The sequence below is a fragment of the Litchfieldia salsa genome (genome assembly GCF_900104555.1).
In the GTDB taxonomy this organism is placed as follows: domain Bacteria; phylum Bacillota; class Bacilli; order Bacillales; family Bacillaceae_L; genus Litchfieldia; species Litchfieldia salsa.
The window spans coordinates 570033-595504 of the sequence record NZ_FNJU01000001.1 but is presented as its reverse complement, the minus strand read 5'-3'; the positions used below and the strand labels follow the sequence as shown (position 1 = coordinate 595504).

The 25472-nt window shown below is 36.6% G+C and carries 15 protein-coding genes; all 15 read left to right on the top strand.

Features of this window, described 5'->3' with window-relative positions:
• Positions 1-22: 22 nt before the first annotated feature.
• Entirely contained in the window at positions 23-1129 is a 1107-nt protein-coding gene (locus BLQ56_RS02635; RefSeq protein WP_090849614.1) for a sugar ABC transporter substrate-binding protein, read from the top strand.
• A gap of 93 nt (positions 1130-1222) precedes the next feature.
• Positions 1223-2743, top strand: coding sequence for a sugar ABC transporter ATP-binding protein (locus BLQ56_RS02630; protein ID WP_090849612.1), 1521 nt, complete (start codon positions 1223-1225; stop codon positions 2741-2743).
• Positions 2744-2756: 13 nt separating this feature from the next.
• Entirely contained in the window at positions 2757-3932 is a 1176-nt protein-coding gene (locus BLQ56_RS02625; protein ID WP_090849610.1) for a sugar ABC transporter permease, read from the top strand.
• A 337-nt stretch (positions 3933-4269) separates the two neighbouring features.
• Entirely contained in the window at positions 4270-6015 is a 1746-nt protein-coding gene (locus tag BLQ56_RS02620; RefSeq protein WP_238457144.1) for a sensor histidine kinase, read from the top strand.
• Positions 6016-6018: 3 nt separating this feature from the next.
• A complete protein-coding gene (locus BLQ56_RS02615) occupies positions 6019-7482 on the top strand; it encodes a response regulator (protein WP_090849608.1) in 1464 nt (487 codons plus the stop codon).
• A gap of 186 nt (positions 7483-7668) precedes the next feature.
• Positions 7669-8979, top strand: coding sequence for an ABC transporter substrate-binding protein (locus BLQ56_RS02610; RefSeq protein WP_090849606.1), 1311 nt, complete (start codon positions 7669-7671; stop codon positions 8977-8979).
• Positions 8980-9062: 83 nt separating this feature from the next.
• On the top strand, positions 9063-9929 hold the full coding sequence (locus tag BLQ56_RS02605; protein ID WP_090849604.1) for a carbohydrate ABC transporter permease: 867 nt from the start codon (positions 9063-9065) through the stop codon (positions 9927-9929).
• Complete coding sequence (locus BLQ56_RS02600; protein ID WP_090849602.1) at positions 9929-10813, top strand: carbohydrate ABC transporter permease; 885 nt, start codon at positions 9929-9931, stop codon at positions 10811-10813. The genes BLQ56_RS02605 and BLQ56_RS02600 overlap by 1 nt, the downstream gene beginning before the upstream one ends.
• An 84-nt stretch (positions 10814-10897) precedes the next feature.
• The gene (locus tag BLQ56_RS02595) at positions 10898-13768 is read left to right on the top strand and encodes a family 78 glycoside hydrolase catalytic domain (protein WP_090849601.1); all 2871 of its coding nucleotides are present in this window, start codon (positions 10898-10900) and stop codon (positions 13766-13768) included.
• A gap of 627 nt (positions 13769-14395) precedes the next feature.
• Positions 14396-17317, top strand: coding sequence for an alpha-L-rhamnosidase (locus tag BLQ56_RS02590; protein WP_090849599.1), 2922 nt, complete (start codon positions 14396-14398; stop codon positions 17315-17317).
• 25 nt (positions 17318-17342) lie between these two features.
• A complete protein-coding gene (locus BLQ56_RS02585) occupies positions 17343-18911 on the top strand; it encodes an alpha-L-rhamnosidase-related protein (protein ID WP_090849597.1) in 1569 nt (522 codons plus the stop codon).
• 345 nt (positions 18912-19256) lie between these two features.
• Positions 19257-20303, top strand: coding sequence for an autoinducer 2 ABC transporter substrate-binding protein (locus BLQ56_RS02580; RefSeq protein ID WP_090849595.1), 1047 nt, complete (start codon positions 19257-19259; stop codon positions 20301-20303).
• A gap of 28 nt (positions 20304-20331) precedes the next feature.
• Positions 20332-22107, top strand: coding sequence for a cache domain-containing sensor histidine kinase (locus tag BLQ56_RS02575; RefSeq protein ID WP_175490166.1), 1776 nt, complete (start codon positions 20332-20334; stop codon positions 22105-22107).
• Entirely contained in the window at positions 22100-23731 is a 1632-nt protein-coding gene (locus BLQ56_RS02570) for a response regulator transcription factor (protein ID WP_175490165.1), read from the top strand. Before BLQ56_RS02575 ends, BLQ56_RS02570 begins: the two co-directional genes overlap by 8 nt.
• A gap of 210 nt (positions 23732-23941) precedes the next feature.
• Positions 23942-25453: a sugar ABC transporter ATP-binding protein gene (locus tag BLQ56_RS02565; protein WP_090849590.1), complete on the top strand. Its 1512-nt coding sequence runs from the start codon at positions 23942-23944 to the stop codon at positions 25451-25453.
• Positions 25454-25472 lie beyond the last annotated feature (19 nt).

Here is a 25472-nt window from a genome sequence, read left to right as displayed (position 1 = left end):
ATTTCGAGAGGGGTTCAATAGAATGAAAAAAGGTAAAAAGTTCTTCGGTGTTTTATTAGCAGCACTTATGTTAACTTTTGTTGCAGCTTGTGGAAATGGTAGTGGTGCAACTGAAGTAAGCGTTGGTATCGTACTACCTACAAAGGATGAGCCAAGATGGGTTCAAGACGAAGCAAGATTTAAAGCAGCACTAGAAGATTCTGAATATACAACTGAAATCTTATTTAGCCAAGGTTCTTCTGCGAAAGAAAAAGAAAACGTAGAAACTTTAATCAATAAAGGGATCGATGTGTTAATCATTGCACCTCACGATGGTCCGGCAGCTGGTTCTGCAGTAGAAGCAGCACAGAAAGAAGGAATAAAAGTAATTTCTTATGATCGTTTAATCACTGATACAGACGCGGTTGATTATTATGTAACATTTGACAGCATTGCTGTTGGTCAAGCACAAGGTCAATATTTAGTTGATAATGCACAAGGTTCTGGTGTTCCACTTTACTTATTCGCAGGTGCATCTTCTGATAACAACGCATTCTTATTCTTTGAAGGTGCTTGGAGTGTTCTTCAACCAAAAATTGCTGATGGTACATTTGTAATCGCTAACTCTAGCGAAGCTGAAGCATTAAAAGATAAAGCAACTTTAAGTCGAGATGAAATGGGTAAAATTTTAGGTCAGGTTACAACAAACTGGGATCCAAACGAAGCAAAAAACAAAGCACAAACAAACTTAACAGCTGCAGCTGCTGAATTCAAAGGTGATGTAGCGATTCTTGCTCCAAACGATGGTACAGCTCGTTCAATTGCTGATGTATTCGGATCAGATAGTGCAATCACTAGCTATGTGATCACTGGTCAGGATGCTGAAAAAGCTTCTATCCAATATATTATTGATGGCAAACAATCTATGACAGTATTCAAAGATGTTCGTACATTAGTTGAAGATGCTATGGGAATGGCAGTTACAATCTTAGATGGTAATACTCCAGAAACTACGGGAACTTACGATAACGGTGCAACAGATGTAAAAGCAAAACAAACAGACGTTATCGTAGTGAACAAAGACAACGTGAAAGCAGAATTAGTTGACTCTGGTTATTACGATGAGAGTGAATTTACTGGATTAGAATAATAGAAAAATAGAGATGCATAGGAATGAGTGTTAGCATAACGTCTAATGCTCATTCCTCCAATTGTAAAGTTGTCTTGTTAAGGAGGCAGAACGATGAGCGAATATATTTTAGAGATGAACCAAATATCAAAAGAATTTCCAGGTGTGAAGGCGCTCTCTAATGTCAATTTTAAAGTTGAAAAAGGAGAAATCCACTTTTTAGTAGGAGAAAATGGTGCAGGTAAGTCGACATTAATGAAAGTACTAAGCGGTGTATATCCGCATGGGTCATATTCAGGTGATATTGTTTATAATGGCAATGTTCAACAGTTCAACAAAATCACTGATAGTGTGGATGTAGGAATTGCGATTATCTACCAAGAACTAGCTCTGTTCCCGGATCTTTCCGTTTATGAAAATATATTTGTAGGTAATGAGATTCAAAAGGGCGGCGTGATGAACTGGAATAAAGCGATCGCTGAAGCAAAAAAAATGTTAGATAAAGTAGGCTTGAAAGTAAATCCCGAAGCATTAATTAAAGATTTAGGAGTAGGGAAACAGCAATTGATCGAGATTGCAAAAGCATTAAGCAAAGAAGTAAAACTACTTATCTTAGATGAACCAACTGCAGCACTAAACGAAGATGATAGTGCCAACTTGTTGGAACTACTTCTTGAATTAAAAAAACAAGGGATCACCTCAATCATGATTTCCCACAAATTAAAAGAAGTAACCGCAATTGCAGATAAAGCAACCGTACTCCGTGATGGGGAAACAATTTGTACATTAGATGGCTCAAAGGGTGAAATAACGGAAGATGCCATTATTAAAAACATGGTTGGTCGTGAAATTGAGGATATTTATCCAAAACGACCAAAAAAAGACATTGGTGAAAATATCCTTGAATTAACGAATTGGACAGCTTACGATCCACAGCTTGGGCGAAACGTTGCCAATAATGTAAATCTTCATGTGAAAAAAGGAGAAATTGTTGGGATAGCTGGATTAATGGGCTCAGGGCGAACTGAGCTAGCACTTAGTATCTTTGGAAATGCAGCAAAGTACAAGATACAAGGAGATTTATTTGTAAAAGGGCAAGCTGTTAAATTAAAACATCCAAGTGAAGCCATTAAAGCAGGGATTGCTTATGTAACAGAAGATAGAAAAGGTGACGGTTTATTTTTACAACAAGATATAAAAAATAATATTTCGATTGGGAATTTAAACAATATCTCACCTAAGGGTGTTGTGAATGAAAATGAAGAGATTGTTATTGCACAAGGATATAGAGAATCGTTAACAATTAAAACACCATCACTACAACAGCTTGTTGGAAAATTAAGTGGTGGAAATCAACAAAAGGTTTCTTTAGGGAAATGGTTATTTGTTGGTCCCGAACTATTAATATTAGATGAACCGACACGAGGTATTGATGTTGGTGCAAAATTTGAAATTTATACAGTGATGAATGAACTGATCAATAGAGGTATGAGCATTATCATGATTTCATCAGAGCTTGGTGAAGTTCTGGGTATGAGCGACCGCGTATATGTAATGGCTGAAGGCGAAATCAAAGGAGAATTGTCTTCAGGGGAAGCGAACCAAGAAAAGATTATGGAACTTGCGACGCAATAGGAGGTAGACATGTATGAAATATATTAAAGAACTACAAGGACTTGTAAAGCATAATATTCGTGATTATGGGATGTATATTGCATTATTTGTTATTATGATCACATTTCAAATCCTTACGAACGGACTATTCATGTCCTCACGAAATATTAGTAACTTACTAGATTCAGCAGGTTATATTGCTGTTTTAGCTGTCGGTGTTATGCTTGTAATTGTTATCCGACATATTGACTTATCGATCGGATTTTTAGCTGGGTTTCTTGGAGCAATAGCAGCAATTCTCCTCATGCAGGTTGGTATGCCTGTTTATATCGTCATTCCAATTATATTGATTCTTGGTATGTGTGCTGGAGGAATTACAGGTGTATTAGTAGCAAAAGTAGGAATTCCCGCATTCGTTGCCACATTAGCTGGATGGCTCATCTATCGTGGCGCAATCCTGATGGCAACAGAAAAAACGGGTACGATTATTGTAGATAATGATGCATTTAATGCAATTGGTAACGGATATATCCCTTCAATTGCGCAAGTAGGTGGATTACATTTATTATCATTACTTGTTGGTTTAGTTGGAATTTTGTTTTACATTTATAGTGCAATTTCTAGTCGTAAAAACAAAATTAAATATGAATTTGACGTAGTATCAAAACCGATTTTTATTTTACAGTTGTTATTTGTTTCAGGAATTATGGCTTATGTTACTTGGCTTCTTGCAGGCTACAATGGTTTCTCATGGACTGTTATCGTTATTCTTTTAGTCGTTCTAATCTACCATTTCATAACAACGAAAACAGTGCTTGGACGTCATATTTATGCAGTAGGTAGTAACCCAGAAGCAGCTCATCTTACAGGTATTAATGTAAGCAAAATTACGTTTATTGTCTTTGGTTCAATGGGTATGCTTTCCGCATTATCTGGTATTCTATTTACAGCGCGTTTACAATCAGCAACGACAACAGCTGGTACGTTGTTTGAGCTTGATGCAATCGCTGCGGCATTCGTTGGTGGTGTATCTGCAGCAGGTGGTGTTGGAAAAGTTACCGGAGCAGTTATTGGTGCAATTGTTATGGCAACATTGACAAATGGAATGAACTTATTAGGAGTAGGTATTGCTCCTCAATATATGATTCGTGGTGGAGTACTAGCACTTGCAGTTATCTTTGATGTAATGACACGTAAACAAAGAGCTTAATAGTGAGCGATGGAGATTGGCCCCTTGTCCATGAGAGACAAGGGGCCAATTCTTTATTTTTGAGGAGGTAAACGGGGACGGTTCTCGTGTATCTTTTTTAACCTTGAGGAATGCACACTAAAAAGTACTCAATAGAAAACGGAACGCGTGGGTTCTAATATCCAAGTGTTCTGTTTTTTTTTGAGATTACGATTGAAAAGGCCCTACTAAACTTTCGCAAATGAAGGAATTATTAACGATACCGAAAAGTAGAGATGCTCATACAAGAAAGTTCAATATATGTTTCGGAATTTTGCTATAATTTAATAAATTACTCCAAAAGGTAGGATTAGTCTAAATGAAGCATTTATATATGAAATTTTTAAAAGGCTTTCAAAATGAAAGGGAGAGGTATAAATATTTTATTTTCATGATGTGCCTTTCTATTTTCCCCCTGTTATTACTTGGATTAATCTCTTATAACATAGCCAAAGACACGTTAGTGAAAAATCAGTACCAGACGACATATAATCACCTTCAAACTTCAAGTGAAGCAGCTGATTTATTATTTCGAAACATTGCAAATATGCAGCGTCTTATTTCCTGGAGTAAGGAAGTGCGTCAGGAGTTAATTAGTAGCTCCGAGTTCGAAGGGGCTGGAGATAAAGGCGCAGTATTAGATAAAGTTACAACAGACAGAATCCAGGATTTATTATCAAATTATTTAATTGATACACAATATATTGATTCTGTCTGTTTGTTTGATGTCAACTTTCGTACAGTCTGTTACGGAAATTCAGGTAGCATTGGCAAGTTTGAAAATGGTGAAACATATAAAGGACTTTCCTTGAAGGATTGGTATGAAAGTAGTGTTGAAGCAAAAGGGAGGCCAATCTTTTTTAGTCACAATGTGCTTTCTAGCCATTCAACGAATACTTTTTCTTCTGTTAAATTACTTAAAGATCCAAATCGTTTATTTGAACCTCGGGTAATTGGTTTGTTGGTAGTCAATATAAAGAAATCAATGTTTTCAAGAGTCTTTACTGAAAACAATGATAGCACTTTTATGGTTGTCGATCCTAACGGTATTCAAAAGAGTATCTTGTATCAATTTCCGCAGACGTTTCAACAAAATAAGAATGTAGATGACTTTGAAAATAATGGGTTTATAACAAGTAGCTTTAAGAATCGGACCACCGGTTGGATTTTTACAAATGTGATCCATGAAGAGGAACTATTGAAACAGGCCGATAGGATAGGACTCATAACAGCATCGATCTCATCAATCATAGCACTTGTAGTTTTGTATTTTTCATTCATTCTCTCAGGCACTATTACTAGACCTTTGTTGAAATTGAAAAATATGACACTTGAATGGAGAAAGGGATTAAGGAATCAAATTGAATCTACAGCAAAGGATGATATTCATACAATCGGTGAGACTTTTCAGCAGATTACGATTGAAAATAAAGAGTTAAATGAGAGGCTGATTAAATCGCAATTAAAGGAGAGAGAGGCTGAATTACGTGCATTGCAGGCCCAAATTAAGCCGCATTTTCTATATAATACATTAGATTCGATTTATTGGATGGCGATCATGAATAACAACCAAGACATTGCAAAGATAGCCGTAGCTCTTTCTCAAAGCTTTAAATTAAGCTTAAACAGTGGTGAGGATTTGATTCCAGTCTCAAGGGAATTAGAGCATATTAGTCACTATGTAACGATACAAAACATTCGATTTCATAACCGCTTTCACTATGAAGAAAATGTAGAAGAGGAATTAAAAGAGCTAAGAATATTGAAATTGCTTCTTCAACCCATTGTTGAAAATGCAATCTATCATGGGTTAGAGTCAAAAATCGGAGAAGGCACGATTAAATTAACCGGAAAAATCGAAAATCAATGGGTACTATTCTCTATTAGTGATGATGGTATAGGAATTGAGGATCTAAACGCTACCAAGCAAGGATATGGGCTAACAAACGTAATTGAACGATTACAGTTATTTTATGGAAAAGAAAGCTCACTCACCATTTCTAGTAAGGTTTCAGTTGGAACCACTGTGGAAATTCGATTTCCGATCCATTCTAAGGAGGGCTAATGAATGTTAAAGGCAGTTGTATTTGATGATGAATATATTGTTCTACAAGGCTTTAAGATGATTGATTGGGCAAAATTTGGGATTGAAATCGTTGCAACAGCAACAAATGGGATTGAAGGATTAGAGGTGTTTGAAGAATATAATCCTGATATTGTATTTTCAGACATTCGAATGCCCGGCTTGGATGGTTTAAATGTTATTGAGAGAATACTGGAATCTAAACCAGAAACAATATGTATTGTTTTTAGCGGGTTTAATGAATTTGAATATGTTAAAAGGGCTATTAAACTTGGAGTTACCGATTACTTAGAAAAACCAATTACAATTGATATGATTGAGGAATCTATTAAGAGAATTATTGAAAAAATGAATCAGCAAAAATTACAATCTCAATGGGAATTAAATAAAGAGGAACTACTCGAAAAAGCAACATTAGATTTGCTACTGTCTGGAGTAAAAGCGGAATCAAAGTGGAGGGAGTTGTTTGGTCAAATAGCTGAAAAAGTAATTAGCGTCACTGTCCTGGCACTTACAGAAAAACCTCTGTACATAGATAGAGACCCTTCTTACCACGTTGTCTCCCTGCATAATGGTGAAGCGCATTTGCTAGTTATCTTTCATTTAGAAGATGAAATTGCTGGCTTATTTCAAGAAATAGAAGATTGGTCTGAGCAAAGTAAGGTATACGTAGGCGCTGGAAGGACTTACAGTAGCATAGTAGATATCGAAAAAAGTTATAAAGAAGCGAAGCAAGCGTTAAGATATGGAACATTTCTGGATGAAGAGTGGACTAGTTTTGATGATATCGGAGGGGATATGCATCTTCCTAGTAATCTCTCTAAACAAGAGGAAAATATCTTGTTCTTCTTGCGTACAGGGGACGAAGTAGGATTAGAGGAACATCTTGAATTGTTTATTAATCAAGTAAAGACCGAACGTCTTAATCCTCAAGTTTTGGAAAGAGAAATATTAAAACTAGTTTATCTTGGAATCGAGGTAGCAAGAGGGATAGACAAGGATAATGATAAACTGAATGACTATTTTCCACATTTAGAAATAAGAAAATTAAACACGAAAGAGGAAATGTTTAGTTGGTTGAAAGCTCAAATGGAGTTATTTGTGAATTGGAGTAATAATGTTCGTCAGTTAACAAAACACATTTCCGTCAGTAAGGCTTGTGCTTATATGAAGGAGAACTATAGCAAAGATCTAACACTTCAAGAGGTGTCCGATTATGTTGGGATGAACCCGACCTATTTTAGTCTATTATTTAAAGAAGAGATGAATCAATCGTATATCAAGTATTTAACAAGTTTCCGAATGGAGCGAGCAAAGGATTTATTAAATAAGGGTTGCAAAGTGGCAGAAGTTAGTGAAAAAGTTGGGTATCATAGTCCTCGTCATTTTTCAGAAGTCTTCAAAAAATATGTTGGGATAAAACCAGGGCAATTCAAGAACACAGTTTAAAAAAATTAGCGTGTAATAAGTGTAGTATTTTTCTTGTTGTTGTAAACGCTCCCAAAAAAATCGGATATCATTCCAAAAAATGCATCACTTATAACTATAGATGTAAGCGCTTATAATTAGAGTATCACAAGGAGATAGACTAATAGCTCCTAAGTGATCAAAAATAGTTCTATAGGGGGAAAAAAGATGAACAAGAGAAAAAAGTTTGTCTCACTATTACTTAGTGGCGCATTAGTAGCTGGTGTTCTGGCTGGATGTAGCAACAAGGAAGAAGCTTCTGGTGGTACTAAAAGTGATGAAGGGGAAACAATCACATTTTTAATTGACAACCAAACCCAATTGGCTGGAATTGAAGCAGTAATTGATGGGTTTGAAGAAAAGAATAATATAAAAGTAGAAATTGAAACTCGCCCTGGTGGGGTAGAGGGTGATAACATCATCAAAACCCGTTTGGCAACTGGGGATATGACAGATTTAGTTTGGAATAACTCAGGATCACAGTTACAAGCGCTAAACCCAGAGCAAAATTTTGTGGATCTTACAAGTGAACCATTTATGGATACAATTATTGATGGTTACAAAGAAGCTGTTTCAGGAAATGGAAAAGTATTTGGTATTCCTGGTACACCAACAAATGCTGGTGGTTGGTTATATAACAAAAAGGTATATGAAGAGCTTGGCCTTACTGTACCAACAACATGGGATGAGTTAATGGCTAACAACGAAAAAATTAAAGAAGCTGGGAAAACAGCAGTAATTGGAACATTTAAGGATACTTGGACATCTCAAGTTATCTATCTTGCAGACAACTATAATGTCCTTGCAGAGAACCCAACTTTTGCTGAAGATTTTACAGGAAACAAGGCAAAGATTGCGACGACACCTGCTGCTCTTCGTAGTTTTGAGAAGCTAGAAGAAGTATTTGCAAATGGTTACATGAACGAAGATTTCCTTGCTACTGGTTATGATGCAGGATTAAAGATGTTAGCTGATGGTACAGGTGCACATTATCCAATGATTACATTCGCTTTAGCTAATATTGCAGCAAACTATCCTGATCAAATGCAAGATATCGGATTCTTCCCACAACCAAGTGACAGTGCAGATGTTAATGGTTTAACAGTATGGATGCCAGCTGGAATTTTCATTAATAAAAATAGTGAAAAAATCGATTCAGCGAAGAAATTTTTAGAATTCTATGTTTCTCAAGAGGGAATTGATTTATATACTTCAGTAGTAAAACCAGATGGTCCATTCGCAATTGAAGGTGTAGCGTTACCTGAAGATGTTTATCCAGCAGTAAAAGATATGATTCAGTATTTTGAAAATGGAAATAATGCTCCTGCTCTTGAATTCTTAAGCCCAGTTAAAGGCCCGAACTTAGAGCAAATTACAACACAAGTTGGTAGTGGAATTAGCACAGCTAAAGAAGGTGCTGAATTGTATGACAAAGATGTTGAAAAACAAGCTAAACAATTAGGTCTTGAAGGCTGGTAAAAATAATTAATGATCTTAATTTGACCCTGCCTAGTTTCTAGCAGGGTCAAATTTATAATAAGACAGGAAAGAGGTGCACCAGGGTGAATACATTTACGAAAAGAACGTATTCATATTATTTTCTACTACCTGCTGGAATCGTTTATTTTGTTTTCTTTTTGTTACCAACAATAATGTCTCTCTTTTTCAGTATGACATGGTGGACACTAACTGACTGGGAGTTTATCGGGTTTGAAAACTTTAGAACGTTTTTAACAGAACCTTCTTTAAATATAGGATTTAAAAACACGATCATTTATGCATTTGTCACATGTACATTGAAGGTCGTTATTGGTCTATTACTTGGGATCTTTTTAAGTACAAAGTTAAGGACAGTTGGTTTTATTCGTTCAATGATCTTCTTTCCAACACTATTAAGTACGATTGCTGTTGGTATTGCATTCACAATGATGATGCATCCTTCTCAAGGAATTATTAATGTGACTCTTAATGCACTTGGTATTATTGGTCCTGACTGGTTAGGAGATACACGTATTGCTCTTTTGTCAGTAGCATTTGTTGATGTTTGGAAAGGTGTTGGGATCGCAACTGTTATCTTTATTGCGGGGATCATGTCCATTCCGCAAGATTATTATGAGGCACTAATGATTGATGGTGGAAATGCATGGCATAAATTTAAAAGTATCATTCTGCCACTTAGCCGCCCAGCAATGAATACTGTAATCATTCTTTCATTTATTGGAGGTTTGCGTACCTTCGATTTAATTTGGGCAATGACAAAAGGTGGGCCAGGTTTTACGACAGACTTGATTGCTTCGATCATTTATAAGCAGTACCAAGCTGGTTTCTATGGTCTTTCTACAGCTGGTAACGTTATATTATTTGTACTCGTTTCTGCACTAGCATTCCCACTATATGCTTATCTCAATAGAAAAGAGGTAGATTTGTAATGAGCCAGGTTAACGTAAATACAAAGCCTATAACCACTGAGAAAAGCTATGTGAAGACACGCAAAAAGATTGTGAAATTTTTTGTTGAAACGTTTGCTGTTCTTGCAACACTTGTGATCTTTGGTATTCCATTTTATTTTGTCATTGTAAACTCGCTTAAGGATAGACAAGAATCTTCCTTGTTAAATATGGATTGGCCAAGTACGATTCATCTGATTGATAACTTGAAAGAGGTAATAGCCGCGAGAGATGGTATGCTAATGACTGCCTTTTTTAACAGCATTATGATTACAGGGTTTTCTATGGTTCTCTTAATCCTCTTTGGTGCTGCTGCAGGTTATATTCTACAGCGTAGAGTATCAAAGTGGACGCCATTCTTTAACTTTCTTATTCTAGCGGGTCTAATTGTACCTCCAGCCGTTGTTCCAACCATTTGGGTGTTACAAGAAATCGGACTTTTCAAAACGATGCCAGGTATTGTCCTTGTAGAAGTGGCTCTTAATTTGCCGTTTACGATTTTATTGTATCGAGGGTTTATGGTAACGATTCCGAAATCTCTTGATGAAGCTGCATTAATTGATGGGTGTGGAAAATTCCGCTTATTCCTCAATATCATTTTACCGCTGTTAAAACCAGTATCGGCGACAGTTATCGTATTAACTGCAGTTAACATCTACAATGACTTTGTGAACCCGTTGTATTTCTTCCCAGGTGGAGATAATGCTACTTTACAGTTAACACTTTATAACTTTATGAGTATGTACATTACACAATGGAATCTACTCTTCACTAACGTTCTATTAATCTCTATTCCACCACTGATTTTATTCCTGATTTTTAATAAGCAAATTGTAGCAGGGATGACAGCTGGTTCTGTGAAATAGAAGAGGTTAAAAAAAATTAAAATGGAGACCCGAGAATTGCAGTTGTGACTGAAGGTTCGGGTCTTAATTAATGGAGGAGTCTATATGGAATGGAAATCAAAATGGATTTGGGACAATAGTGGTGAACATCCAAGAAATCAATGGTCTTGTTTTAGAAGAACATTCACCACCCCATCAGATTATGAATCTGTAACAATCTCGATTTCCGCAGATACGAAATATACCCTTTACTTGAATGGAGAATTGATCGGTTCAGGACCAGTCCGAGGTTGGCAGTCTGAATGGCATTATGATCAATATGAATTAACTAATTTAAATAAAGGTAACAACGTAATCTCAGTTCTAGTCAATCATTATGGGATGAGTACGATGCATTATATCGAAGGACGCGGAGGATTAATTGCACAATTAGATTTCTATGAGAGAGGTCAAGTAGCCCATCAATTGATCACAGACGAAAAATGGAAAACGGCTAATCATGATGGCTTTATAAAAGAAACCGTTAAAATGTCTAATTGTTTATCATGGTCGGAAATTTATGATGCTCGCTTATTTTCAGAGGAGTGGACACAACTTGTGTTTGATGATTCGTTCTGGGATCAAGCTATCGTCATTGGTTCTTGTGGGATGGAACCTTGGAAAAAATTAATCCCAAGAGATATCCCTCATTTAACAGATGAAGTCACATACCCGAAAAATGTTCGTTCTCTAAAAGAAGTAACTCCGATTCCACAGCACTTTTCAATTGATTTAAAACCGACCTTTTTCCCAGATGAATATGATAATAATTCAGGTAAAATCATGCAAGGTTATGTAGTGACTGAAATTCATAGCGAAGATGCGCAAGAAGGGGTCATGACGTTAACCTTTGATCCACATGCAGAAGCGAAATGGGAATTCAGTGTGAATGGAAAAGAATATAAAACGAAAAATGGAAAATATGAAAACATAAAGCTTCAAAAGGGTAGCAATTTATTAATCGTTGATGTAGGAGGTTTTTTTCACGAACCGATTATTCATTTAGCGTTTGATCTTCCTGAAAAGATAACTGTGAAAGCCCCTTTTAGTCAATCGAACGCTAGATTCATAGCAATGGGTCCGTTTTATCGTACAACACAACTTCAGATAGGATACCCTGTTGAAAAATCGATTCCGTTAGATGAAGAATATGTCCAAATGAAAGATGTGAAGTCTTTAAGTGAGTTAGAATCTTTCAAAAAGTGGGCGAAAGAGATTCCAAACGAGCATGTATGTACAGATCATGTCGCTCTACTTTCTATGTTTAAAAAAGACATTAAAACGCATTCTTTACCATTCCAACATCAAAATATGGTTTTACCAAACCAAAGCTTTACATATGTTGAGCCTATGGAAAATGGGGATACAGAATATTTAATCGATTTTGGTAAGGAATACTTGGGGCACATCGAATTTGAAGTTGAGGCTTCTAAAGGAACTGTCTTTGACTTCTTTTTATTTGAAAGCATCCATCAAGATGGACGAATTGAACATACATTTTCATTAAACAATTCGTTAAGGTATGTAGCAAAGGAAGGTCGCCAGGTGTATCGATCCTTTATTCCAAGAGGATTTCGCTTTATGATGCTTACGATTCGAAACTTGAATGCACCATGCAAAATCCATAGTGTGAAAGTAAATGTAACTACTTTTCCAACAGGGAATGTAGGAGGATTTAGCAGTTCTGATTATTTATTAAATAAAATTTGGGATATCTCAAAACACACGATTCGTATGTGTGCACAAGATACCATCATCGATTGTCCTGCATATGAACAGGCTCTTTGGACAGGTGATTCTTATAATATTTCGTTAATGAATTACTATGCTTTTGGGAATTATGATTTAGTTAAGAGATGCTTAAGATTGATCTCTAAATCAGTATATCGTTCGCCATTACCAGAATCACACGTGCCAAGTGGTTGGCAAAATGTTTTAACGGCCTGGTCGATTTTATGGGTGATGTCATGTAGAGAATATTATCGTTACACTGCAGACCAAGAGTTTATTGAGGAGGTCTATCCGGAGCTCAAGCTAACGATAGAGCGTTTCAAAGGTTTTTTGAACAAAGATGGGTTAATAGAAATCTCGGCTTGGAACATGTTAGATTGGGCGCCAATGGATACTAATCATACGATCGTAACCCATCAAAATGCTCTTCTTGTTGATGCATTAAGGCAAACAGCTTATTTATCTTCAGTCTTAGGTGAAGTTGAAGATGAAAAGGAATTCTTATTAATGGCAGATGAGTTGAAACAGGCGATAAATATGCACCTATGGGATGATACAGAAAAAGTGTATATAGATAGTATCCATGAGGATGGAGCCCTTTCAAATGTACATAGTATCCAAACCAATCTAGTGGTCTATTTAACAGATTGTGCAGAAGGAGAACGGAGAGGAATAGTTGAGGATTATATTGTAAACCCTCCGGAAGATTTCGTTCATATAAAAAGTCCGTTTGTATTGTTTTTCTATTATCAAGCATTAATGAATGTAGGGAAAAACGAAATGGTGTTAGATAATATCCGAGATATTTATGGGTATATGCTAGAACATGACGCGACCACCTGTTGGGAAGGCTGGGAATTAATTGAAGGAGACTTTAGTCGCAGTCACTGTCACGCATGGTCAGCTGCTCCAACCTATGTCTTTGGTGTTCTATTTTTAGGTGTAAAGCCATTAGAACCAGGATTTAAAAAAGTGAGCATTTCTCCAAATTTAAATGGACTAAAGTGGATCAAAGGCTCAGTGCCGATTCCACAAGGCAAAATTGATATCTATTGCAAAGATCTAGGGGACTATATAGATTTGCAGATTACCCTGCCAGATGAAGTGGAAGTTGAAATAGAGACGAGCAAAAACACTAGAGTGAAAGTGAACGGGAAAGAATTTGTTTCAGATACAAATAATATGTTTTTGATTACGGCTAATTAGGTGGGGGGACAGGATAGGTCGTTGAGGAGAGGACTCAATGACGTTATGACGAGCAGAATCGGTTTGCAGGTCGTTGATGAGAGGTGTCATGACGATATCAATCGAAGAAGCTGTCCAAAGGTCTGATGAGAGGACTCAATGACCATATGACGAGCAGAATCAGTTTGCAGGTCGTTGATGAGAGGTCTCAATGACGGTATGACGAGCAAAGGCGGTCTAAAGGTCTCTGATGAGAGGTGTCAATGACCATGTGACGAGCAGAAGTGGTCTAAAGGTCTCTGATGAGAGGTGTCAATGACCATATCAATCGAAGAAGCTGTCCAAAGGTCTCTGATAAGAGGTGTCAATGACCATGTGACGAGCAGAAGTGGTCTAAAGGTCTCTGATTAGAGGTGTCAATGACCATATCAATCGAAGAAGCTGTCCAAAGGTCTCTGATGAGAGGTGTCAATGACGATATCAACCGAAGAAGCTGTCCAAAGGTCTCTGATAGGAGGCTCTCAGACGTTTCACGGCATCCGGCGAATAGGTTTCTTACTCTGTATGAAACTCACAAACCTAAGTTATTACCAGAAAAGCTTGCTACTAGTCGATCATCATAATCTTTTACGAAGGGAAAGATGACAAATGCACAATCTAAAAGTAGTCAATGTTACATGTGAATATAAAACGAAACCACTTGGTATTGATGTGGAAAATCCTCGTATTAGTTGGCAAATCGAATCAACTAAACGTGGAACGATGCAAAGGGCTTATCAATATCAAGTTTCACTTAAGGAGATTGACTTTGAAAATCCACTTTGGGATACCGGCTACTGCGAATCTGATCAATCGTTACATATCGAATACAGAGGTCCAGAACTTGAGTCACAAACAAGGTATTATTACCGTGTGAAAATCTGGAATCAAGATGGTCATGAATCCGAATGGAGCGATGTTGCTTGGTGGGAAACAGCCTTCATTGATAAAGGTGAGTGGAGGGCTCAGTGGATTACACCAAATCCAGATGAGATTGATCCAATGTCAGCTCCGGTTTTTCTGCTGAGAAAAGAATTTTCTTTAAAGAATGAAATTGCTTCAGCTCGCATCTATGCGACAGGTGTAGGGATATATGAATTAAGATTAAACGGTGAAAAAGTTGGAGAAGATTTACTTGCTCCTGGATGGACTAGTTACGATAAGAGAATCCAGTATCAAACCTATGATGTAACATCACAGCTAAATGAAGCTGGTAATGTCATTGGTGTCATGTTGGCAAATGGCTGGTACAAAGGTGATCTTACATGGGAAGACAAAAGGAACATTTATGGTAACATGCGTGGTGTAACACTTCATTTGCACGTTCGCTATCAAGACGGAACAGAAGAAAGGATTCTAACAGACGAGACTTGGAATGCGTCAACAGGTCCTATTCTTTACTCAGAGCTGTATCACGGTGAAACATATGATGCACGAATAGAACAAAGCGGTTGGGACCAACTTGGATTTAATGATTCCGATTGGAAAGGTACCGTTGTCTCTACCGGTTTCCCGACGAACTTCGTTGCACAAGAGAACGACCCGACACGTGTAACTGAAACACTTAAACCACAATCAGTATTCACAACACCAGCGGGTGATACAGTCATCGATATGGGACAAAATATGGTCGGAAGAATTCGGTTAAAAGTAGAAGCACTAGCGGGTACAAAAATTGTGTTAAAGCATGCTGAGGTGTTAGATAAGAACGGAAATATTTACTTTGGCAACTTAAGAAGTGCTAGACAAACAGTTGAGTACATTGCAAAAGGTGAAGGGGTCGAAGAATATGCACCCTTCTTCACGTTCCAAGGCTTTCGCTATGTGAAAGTGGAAGGATATCCTTTAGAAAATGGCAAGTTTCCGATTGAGAATTTTGTAGGAGAAGTGATTCATACTGATATGGAGCGTACAGGTGAGTTTGAGACGTCCAATCCACTTGTTAATCAGCTTCAGCAAAATATTGTTTGGGGACAAAGAGGGAATTTTTTAGATGTACCGACAGATTGCCCACAACGTGATGAACGATTAGGATGGACTGGAGATGCCCAAGTTTTCATCCGGACAGCGTTGTTTAACTATCAAGGCGGACCCTTTTTTACGAAGTGGCTCCGAGACTTAAAGGCTGATCAATTCGAAGATGGCGGAGTTCCGTTTGTGATCCCGGATGTTTTACCAGATGGTGAATCTTCTTCCACAGCCTGGGGTGATGCAGCTGTTATTTGTCCTTGGACTGTCTATTTAGTTAATGGTGACAAACGATTATTAGCTGAACAATATGAAAGTATGAAAAATTGGGTTGAATATATTAGACGCCAAGGTAAGAATGAATTTCTCTGGAATACCGGTTTTCAGCTTGGTGACTGGCTTGGATTGGATGCAAAAGAAAACAGCTATATTGGGGCTACTGCACGTGACTTAATTAGCACGGCATTTTATGCATATTCAACAAGGTTACTGAGAGAAACAGCGGTCGTTCTAGGGAAAGCAGAGGATGTACGCAAATATAGTGAGCTTTTTGCAGGAATTATCCAGCATTTCAATCTCGAATTTGTAACAGCAAACGGAAGGCTATCCTCACAAACTCAGACAGCCTATGTTCTTGCCCTTGTGTTTGATTTGGTAGAAGGGAAGGTACGCGAACGAGCGGCGTTTGAACTAAATGAGCATGTGATAGAAAATGATTATCATCTTACAACAGGATTTGTAGGGACACCTTACCTTTGCTTTGCATTATCCAACAATGGTTATCATGAAACAGCCGTTAAATTACTGTTACAAGATACGTACCCTTCATGGCTGTACTCAATTACAAAAGGTGCGACAACCATTTGGGAGCATTGGGACAGTATTAAGCCTGATGGGAGCTTTTGGAGTGATGATATGAACTCCTTTAACCATTATGCATATGGGGCGATTGGGGATTGGATGTATCGAGTTCTAGCAGGTATCGATGTGGACGAAAGGTTACCAGCGTATAAAAAGATAAAAATCAAACCTAGAATAGGCGGAAGAGAGATTACGCATGTAAGAGCAGCATTCGCTTCAATGTATGGAAAAATTGAATCATCTTGGAAAACAACAGAGGATGACATTCAACTTCTCGTCCAAGTTCCACCCAACACAACAGCGGAAGTGATGCTTCCCAATGCCATTAAAGATGATGTAAAAGAATCAGGAATAATCATTAGCGATTCACAAGGTATTATGTCAGTAACTCAGGAAAATAGCTATGTTGTAGTCGAAATTGGTTCAGGATTATACCGTTTTGTGTATCCGAATTATAAAGGACTTAAAAAGGTTTATACAATTGATACTAGACTTATAGACTTATTAGAAAATGAAGAAACAAAGGCTATTATCGAGAAGTACGCACCAGGTATCTCAAAGCCTAATCCTACAGCGAATTTGAAAGTATTAACACTAAAAGAATTGGCTGCAGCAGGGAAAGCAAAAATTCAACATGATCAACTAGATGAGCTTGTAAGGGAACTGAATGATGTTACGTCAGCGGAATTAACTGTTTTATAATTCAATCACATTGGGAGGAAATCTCATGCATATACAGAAAGTTGAAAACAGGGTAATTAACGTTTATCAACCCTTTATTGATAAGGCTAACGATTTATTGACTCCTCTTTTAGAAGAAAAGGTGGAGCCAATCGGGATTGTGGAGACAAAGAAAGACCAAGATTATATACATGGTTGGAAAGCTGAAAAGGTTGAAGCCATTCAATCGTTAAAGAATCATGCTCTTGGGAAAGGTGATTCAGTTATTGTTGATTTTGGTGAGCATCTTGTTGGCTACCTTTCAATGCGAATTGTTCCAGTTGGAAGCCCTCCAGATGCACCATTACATGTTAAGTTTACGTTTGGGGAAATGCCTGTAGAGGTGTCTGAGCCTTTTTCAGAATATAATGGTTGGATTAGCAGTTCTTGGTTACAAGAAGAGGTACTTCATGTAGATGTTTTACCAGAAGAGTTGAACCTCCCAAGAAGGTATAGCTTCCGATATTTAAAAATAGATGTCTTGGATACTTCACCAAAGTATAAAGTTTCTTTTGAAAATATGCACTGTATGACAGTGACTTCAGCCGATCAAACGAAAGTCGTCACTTTGTTACACAAAGATGAGATGATGAAAAAGATTGATGAGGTTAGTATTAAAACGCTTCAAGACTGTATGCAAGATGTGTTTGAAGATGGACCTAAACGAGATCGAAGATTATGGTTAGGTGATTTGCGGTTACAGGCATTGGCTAATTATGAAACATTCCAAAATAATGATCTTGTAAAACGTTGTTTATATTTGTTTGCTGGTGTACCTGATGAGAAAGGGCGGGTCTCAGCCAATTTGTTTATGAAACCATCAATCATTGCAGATGATACTTATTTGTTTGATTACTCTTTATTCTTTGCAACGACACTATACGATTACTATATGGTTGCAGATGACAAAGAGACGCTCGAAGAACTTTGGCCCATAGCGTATAGGCAAGTGGAACTGGCATTAGAAAGATTGGATGAGCGAAACATTGTTAAAGATGACCCAACATGGTGGTCTTTCATTGACTGGCATGAGGAATTGAATAAGCAGGCCCCTTCTCAAGCAATCTTAATCTATACGTTAAAAAGAGTGATTAAATTAGCCGAGATTCTACAAGATAACAGAACTAGCTTTCTTGAAGATAAGCTAGTTGAGATTGAAAGAGCAACTGTTGAACATTTATGGAGTGAAGAAGTGGGCTTTTTTGTAAGTGGCGATCTAAATCAACGATCATGGGCAAGCCAAGTTTGGATGGTGCTAGCAGAAGTCCTAGACCATGAATCTAGTAAGAGATTATTAAATAAACTTATAGAAGAAAATCCTGCTATCGGCATGAATACACCATATATGAATCATCATTTTGTCGAAGCGTTGTTACTGGTTGGTGAAAAAGAGCAGGCCATCTCCTTTTTAAAACATTACTGGGGTGGCATGATTAATGATGGTGCAGATACATTTTGGGAACTTTATAACCCAAATAATAAAGAGTACTCACCATATGGTAGTCATTTAATTAACAGTTATTGTCATGCTTGGAGTTGTACACCGACTTACTTGATTCGGAAGTATGATCTTTAATAGTGGTGGACTCTGTTTAGGGTCATGATTTACTGATAACTATGAGCTCCAGAAATTCAAGTTGTTAAACTAACTTTCTGGGGCTTTTTTAAATTGAAATTTCTATATGTATAAAATGTTTAAGTTGCTAAATTCTTTTGAGGCTTGTTATGCAAACCTAGTGGTTTAATGTATTAAAAACAGTCTCTAAATCTATTTTTTAATTCTATTCTTCCAACCATCGACAAAAATTGCTTTAAACTCAATGTAAACTGGTATAAAAAGTAGATATATATAATTTTTGATTTCTGAATTTTCACTATATGATAATTATCAGTTAAAATGTGCAAACACAGGGGGGTAAAAATGATTAGAAATCTTTTTTGTTTGAATGTTTTTCTTCTTTTTGTTGTAAGCGGTTGCAGTTCGATGTCTCAAAATGCTAATACTTATGAGGTTGTATATACAAATGAAGCCTTAAATTATGAGGATGAAATCTATGAAAAAACAGAATATACGATTGCGATTATTCCTAAAGTGATTAATATTCCTTACTTCAACGCAGTTAAGAAGGGTGCATTAGAAGCTGGTAAGGATCTTGGCGTAAATGTAATCTATACCGGACCAACGGTAGCTGAAGCATCACATCAAATAAAGATTATTGATGACCTTATCGAACACACAGATATTGATGTAATAGCCGTATCGGCGAATGATCCAATAGAACTGCTACCCGTTTTAAATAAAGCAGAAAGGAATGGAATTAAAGTAATCACTTGGGATGCTGATACAGCGCCAGAAGGTAGAGAGTTTTTTATAAATATGGTGAATCCAGAAACCCTTGGGAGACATTTAATGGACACTCTAGCTTGGAGCGCTGGAGAGAAGGGAGAATTTGCGATTATGACTGGAGCAAAGTCTGCTTCAAATTTAAACGAATGGCTAAAATGGATTCAAATCCAACGTGATGAGTACTATCAAAATATGGAACTAGTGAATATATCTGCGACAGATGATGATCCACATAAGGCCTATCTCATTGCCAAACAACTTCTAATTGATTATCCAAATCTTAAAGGGATTATCGGTAATTCCTCTGTAGGACCACCAGCTGCAGCACAAGCGGTAAAGGAAGCAGGAAAATCTGGACAAATAGCCGTAGTCGGATTATCTCCTCCAAATCCGATGAATGAATATTTGAAGGATGGATCAGCTCAAATAATCACATTGTGGAGTCCTAAGAAATTGGGATATTTAACTGTTGCATTAAGCAAAAACTTAGCACAAGATATTCACCCATATAATAATCAAGAAGTTCCTGGAGTAGGAAAAATAAGAATGAACAGTGATATGGTGATTATGGGAGAACCAATTGATTTTACAAAGGAAAATGTGGATCAGTATGATTTTTAAATGGTTTAAATTTAGGAATTTCAAGCTGATGACAAAGCTAATGATAACCTATCTATTACTGACAGTTATCCCAATATCTCTACTTGGATATGTGGCATATTGGCAATACACAGAATCGGTTGAAACACAAGTTGGGAAATACATTCCACAATTATTAGAGCAGTCAAATGAAAATCTTACGAACCAGATGAATAAGATTAGACAGTTACCCGACATCTTATACAATTCGCCTCATGTTATAGAGGTACTAAGAAAGGATTCTTATCAAAGTCAATCTAGCTTACTTCAAGATGAATTTCAACTAAACAGCTTCTTATCAAAAACGTATATTAATGGTGGGAATGCTGATATTTTAGGAGTTTTTATACTTTCTAAAAATCGATTATTTAGAAGTACAAAAAGCAAATATGATGGACTGGATCACCAGACGTCTTCATTTCCATATGGGCAAGACCTTGAAATATTAGGAAGAGAAGAGGTGATTCTTCCATATCAAACAGATTTGACTTTTGAAGGAAATCCACCTTTCATCTTGTTAATGAGGCAACTAAGAGATTATGAAAATCAAGAAACACTAGGGACGATGTTGATTGCTGTGGAGCTTTCATTTTTGGAAAAAACATTAAAAAGTCTTAACCAGGACCAAGAAGTAAATATTTGGATTACTGACTCGACTGGTCGAATTATTTATCATACGATTCCCAGATTAATCGGGCAAGTGGATATAGAGTATCCAAGTTATCCAAGGATTAACGGTAGTTTTAGAACTACTGGCAATCACGAACATCAGTTAATCAGTAGGAATAAATCGATTGGTCTAGGTTGGTCTCTGTTTCATAGTATCCCCTTAGAAAATTTAACTAAAGAATCAAATCTAGTAAGGAATGGAACAATTGTAGTCTTTATTATTTTTGTGTTATTAAGTGCAATTATTTCAATTATCCTTGCTTGGAATGTTTCCAATCCATTGAAAAAGTTAGCTAAGTTAATGAATCAAGTCGAACAAGGAAATTTTAGTGTGGATCTTTCTATTAAATCCAAGGATGAAGTGGGAATGTTAGCGAGAAGTTTTAATTCGATGATTCAAGAAATTAACCAGTTAATTAAACAAAATTATCAAATTGAACTTAGGCAAAAGGATGCAGAACTTTATGCGCTTCAATCACAGATTAATCCACATTTCATGTATAACACACTTGAAACAATCGGTTATGCCATTGAAGAGGATGATAAAGAGGCTGTTGTAAAAATGGTTACATTGTTAGGACGAATGCTAAGATATTCACTTAATAATAAAGAAAAACTAGTTCCAATCTCTCATGAAGTCATGCATATCAATGATTACTTAACCATTCAAAAGTTTCGATTTGAAGATCGAATTGATTTTAAGTTTCATCAAGAGCTTGATGGTGAACAATATTTTATCCCAAAGTTTGTCTTACAACCGATTATTGAAAATGCGATTAAATATGGGCTTGAACAACAATATAATTGTCGAATTGAAATTTATATTATGATGAAGGAAAACCGCGAAGTCTATCTTACTATTAGGGATAATGGTCCAGGGATTGATGAAGATATCTTAATTAAACTCAATGAATCTTTAAAGTTAGACCCTATGACACGAAGAGATTCAAAGTTTGGACTAATTAATGTACATGCAAGGGTAGCAATGATTTTTGGTGAACCATTTGGATTACAGGTGAAAAGTGAACATAATAATGGAACAGAGGTTATTGTGAGAATTCCAGCCATGACAGGTCATGACGTAGTAATTGAAAATAGAGGTGAAGCGAGTGCATAAAAAGGTCAGAACAATTATCGTTGATGATGAAGCTAGATTGAGGCGTGGAATTGAACGGTTGGTTTTATTTAATAATGAAGACTTTGAAGTTGTTGCTACATTTGGTACTGGAAAACAATGTTTAGAAGCAATCTACGAGTCTTCCATACAATTTGACCTACTAATTACCGATATTAAAATGCCAGAAATGGATGGACTGACATTAATAAAAGAATTAAAAAAAATAATGAATTTTCATTCAATTGTAATTAGTGGCTTTGATGACTTTCACTTTCTTCAGACCGCTATCCGTGAAGGTGCGAGTGACTACCTGATTAAACCGATTGACCGAGAAGAATTTAAGAGTCAAATTCATAAAATAAGAGACAAAATCATCTCAGACTGGAATCATTCGAGGTACTTAGAGGACATTCAAGAGAAAGTATCGAGGCTTCCATATGTTCAACAATTACAAATGCTCAGTGAAATCACTTTAAGACAAGAGGTTGACCTTTCACAACTGGAATGGACAAAGGATTTTCCAAAGGGTCAGTACCAATTACTTTATGTGTGTGTGGATCATCTTGTTAGTAGTAAAACAAAAGCATTTCAAAAAGAGGATTGGGATGCCTGGATATTCGCTTTTGATAATATTTCTAATGAATTGATGAATAAAACTACGAATAATACGTGGAAATGGAAGGGAGATGGATTATCATATTGGATGTTATTCAATCAACTAGATGAGGGAGGAAGCACCACAATAATTAACCAGTTTGCTGATGAGTTAAAACAAAGTATTGGTCGTTATACACCTTTTACTTGTTCGATTGCAATTAGTGAGAAGATAACCGATTTAGCGCTTTTATCAAGTGTGAAGGATGAACTTTTAACATATATGAAATATCGCTTAGTGTATGGGGGAAATAAAATCTACTCATCATCAAAGGTACATAAATTAAAAACCGGACATGAAGAAAGAACATCTAGTGAAATAGAACTTAAAATTGACAAAGTTATTTTTTCATTAGACCGCTTAAATCAGGAACAAGTAAGAAAAGAGATTAGGAATTTCTTAGATTCAGTTGAATCATTATCTTCTCCAACGGATATTACTCATTCCCTGCATCTATTAGGAATTCGTTTAATTAACTATGTTGTGAAAGACACATCCAGTAAAAATGATCTTACACTAATCAATGAGTTATTTGAATTAACAAATAAGTTAATGACTTTGAATGAGTTGAAAGTGGCTGTTTATGAGTGGGTTAACAAGGTGCTTAAAATTATTAAAAATAAGAATAATATCCAACCAACTGATACGGTTGATCTAGGGAAGAAGTGGATTGGCGAGAATTTAGATAAAAATATTACCATTCAAAAAATTGCGTTTCAGGTGCACATGAATCCTACCTATTTTTCGGAATACTTTAAATCTCAAACCGGAGAAACCATTTTAGACTATGTAACAAGAATGAGAATTGAGAAAGCGAAAGAGTTATTGTTATCAACAGACTTGAAAATCTATGATATCTCCATTGAGGTAGGGTATACAGATACGAAGTATTTCAGTAAGTTATTTAAAAAATACTATGGAGAGGTTCCTTCAAAATTTAGAGACAGATTATTATTTGAGCAAAATTAACCTCGCTTAGATGCTATCCCATAAGTGCCTGGCACTTTGCTTATGGGGTAGCCTCTTTTTTATTTTCTAAGAACAGAAAGTTACCACCCTTATCCGAAAATCGTCTCCTACCTTTCTCCTGACTAATTCTTTAAACTTAATGTAAGCGAATACAACAAACGGATGGTTAAGTAAAAACTCCAAAGGAACTTCTAAAAAGGGTGTGAGGCAATGACAAACTATGTTCTTGAACTGAGAGGAATTACGAAAGAATTCCCTGGTGTGAAGGCATTAGATAATGTTCATTTTAAACTAAAGGCGGGAGAAATCCATGCGTTAATGGGGGAAAACGGGGCTGGTAAGTCAACCTTTATTAAAGTAATAACAGGTGTACATCAACCAAACTCAGGGGAGATGTTTCTAAACGGCGAAAAGATAGAATTTACAAACCCAAAGGATGCCGAAAAGATGGGGATTGCCGCGATATATCAGCATGTGACAAACTACCCTGATCTTAGTGTGACGGAAAATATCTTTATGGGACATGAAAAAGTACACCCTTTCACAAAAAAGATTCGGTGGAAAGAAATGCATGCAGAAGCGAGAAAGATATTAGAGGAATTAGGATCAAAAATTGATCCGAAAATAGAAATGGGAACACTGAGTGTTGCACAACAGCAAATTGTTGAAATCGCAAAAGCTATTTCAACCAATGCCAAGATCATTATTATGGATGAGCCTACTGCAGCACTTACAGCAAGAGAAAGTGAGGAGTTATATAAGATTACTGAGCGATTAAGAGATCAAGGGGCATCTATTATCTTTATTTCTCATCGTTTTGAGGACATGTACAGACTGGCTAGTCAGGTGACGGTGTTTAGAGATTCAAAATACATTGGCTCATGGGGAGTAAACGAAATTACTAATGATAAGTTAATCGTAGCCATGGTAGGAAGAGAAATCACGCAGGTGTTCCCAAAGAAGAAAAATCAGGTTGGGGAGAAGTTGTTAGAGGTCAAAAACATAGGCAAAATAGGTTATTTTGCAGACATCTCTTTTTCCTTAAAGAAAGGGGAAATTCTTGGGTTAACAGGATTAGTTGGCGCAGGTAGAACAGAAGTCTGTCAATCTCTCTTTGGGATTACTTCCTATGATAGAGGTGAAGTATTTCTAAAAGATCAAAAGATCTCATTAAAAGACCCGAAAACAGCGATGAATTTGGGAATTGGATATTTAGCTGAAGACAGACAGCTCCAAGGTCTAGTTCTAGACTGGGGAATTGGAAGGAATATTACGTTACCAGCCCTGGAGGAATTATCTACTAAAGGTTGGTTAAATGATAAAAAAGAGTCAGCCATTGCAAAGAAACTGGCTGAGAAAGTAAATGTGAAGGCAAATAGTATTTTTGATTTAGTTAGTTCACTATCAGGTGGAAACCAACAAAAAGTGGCTGTCGCGAAATTACTGACAGCAGACTTAGATGTCATTATTCTCGATGAACCGACCAAGGGTGTGGATGTTGGTGCAAAGTCTGCGATCTATGAAATTATTAATGACCTTGCTACACAGGGCTATGGGGTGATCATGGTGTCATCTGAAATGCCAGAAATCTTGGGGATGAGCGATCGAATCATCGTGATGCGCGAGGGTAGAATAACAAGGATTTTAGATAAAGAGGAAGCTACACAGGAAAAAATTCTAGAAGCGGCGATGAGTGAAGTAATTGAGAATCAAGTAGGCTAGAGAATTACAAACGAGGTGA

Coding starts and splice junctions, on each gene's coding strand:
- BLQ56_RS02600 (WP_090849602.1), top strand. CDS start 9,929: ATGAGCCAGGTTAACGTAAATACAAAGCCTATAACCACTGAGAAAAGC.
- BLQ56_RS02590 (WP_090849599.1), top strand. CDS start 14,396: ATGCACAATCTAAAAGTAGTCAATGTTACATGTGAATATAAAACGAAA.
- BLQ56_RS02625 (WP_090849610.1), top strand. CDS start 2,757: ATGAAATATATTAAAGAACTACAAGGACTTGTAAAGCATAATATTCGT.
- BLQ56_RS02585 (WP_090849597.1), top strand. CDS start 17,343: ATGCATATACAGAAAGTTGAAAACAGGGTAATTAACGTTTATCAACCC.
- BLQ56_RS02610 (WP_090849606.1), top strand. CDS start 7,669: ATGAACAAGAGAAAAAAGTTTGTCTCACTATTACTTAGTGGCGCATTA.
- BLQ56_RS02580 (WP_090849595.1), top strand. CDS start 19,257: ATGATTAGAAATCTTTTTTGTTTGAATGTTTTTCTTCTTTTTGTTGTA.
- BLQ56_RS02615 (WP_090849608.1), top strand. CDS start 6,019: ATGTTAAAGGCAGTTGTATTTGATGATGAATATATTGTTCTACAAGGC.
- BLQ56_RS02565 (WP_090849590.1), top strand. CDS start 23,942: ATGACAAACTATGTTCTTGAACTGAGAGGAATTACGAAAGAATTCCCT.
- BLQ56_RS02575 (WP_175490166.1), top strand. CDS start 20,332: ATGACAAAGCTAATGATAACCTATCTATTACTGACAGTTATCCCAATA.
- BLQ56_RS02630 (WP_090849612.1), top strand. CDS start 1,223: ATGAGCGAATATATTTTAGAGATGAACCAAATATCAAAAGAATTTCCA.
- BLQ56_RS02635 (WP_090849614.1), top strand. CDS start 23: ATGAAAAAAGGTAAAAAGTTCTTCGGTGTTTTATTAGCAGCACTTATG.
- BLQ56_RS02620 (WP_238457144.1), top strand. CDS start 4,270: ATGAAGCATTTATATATGAAATTTTTAAAAGGCTTTCAAAATGAAAGG.
- BLQ56_RS02595 (WP_090849601.1), top strand. CDS start 10,898: ATGGAATGGAAATCAAAATGGATTTGGGACAATAGTGGTGAACATCCA.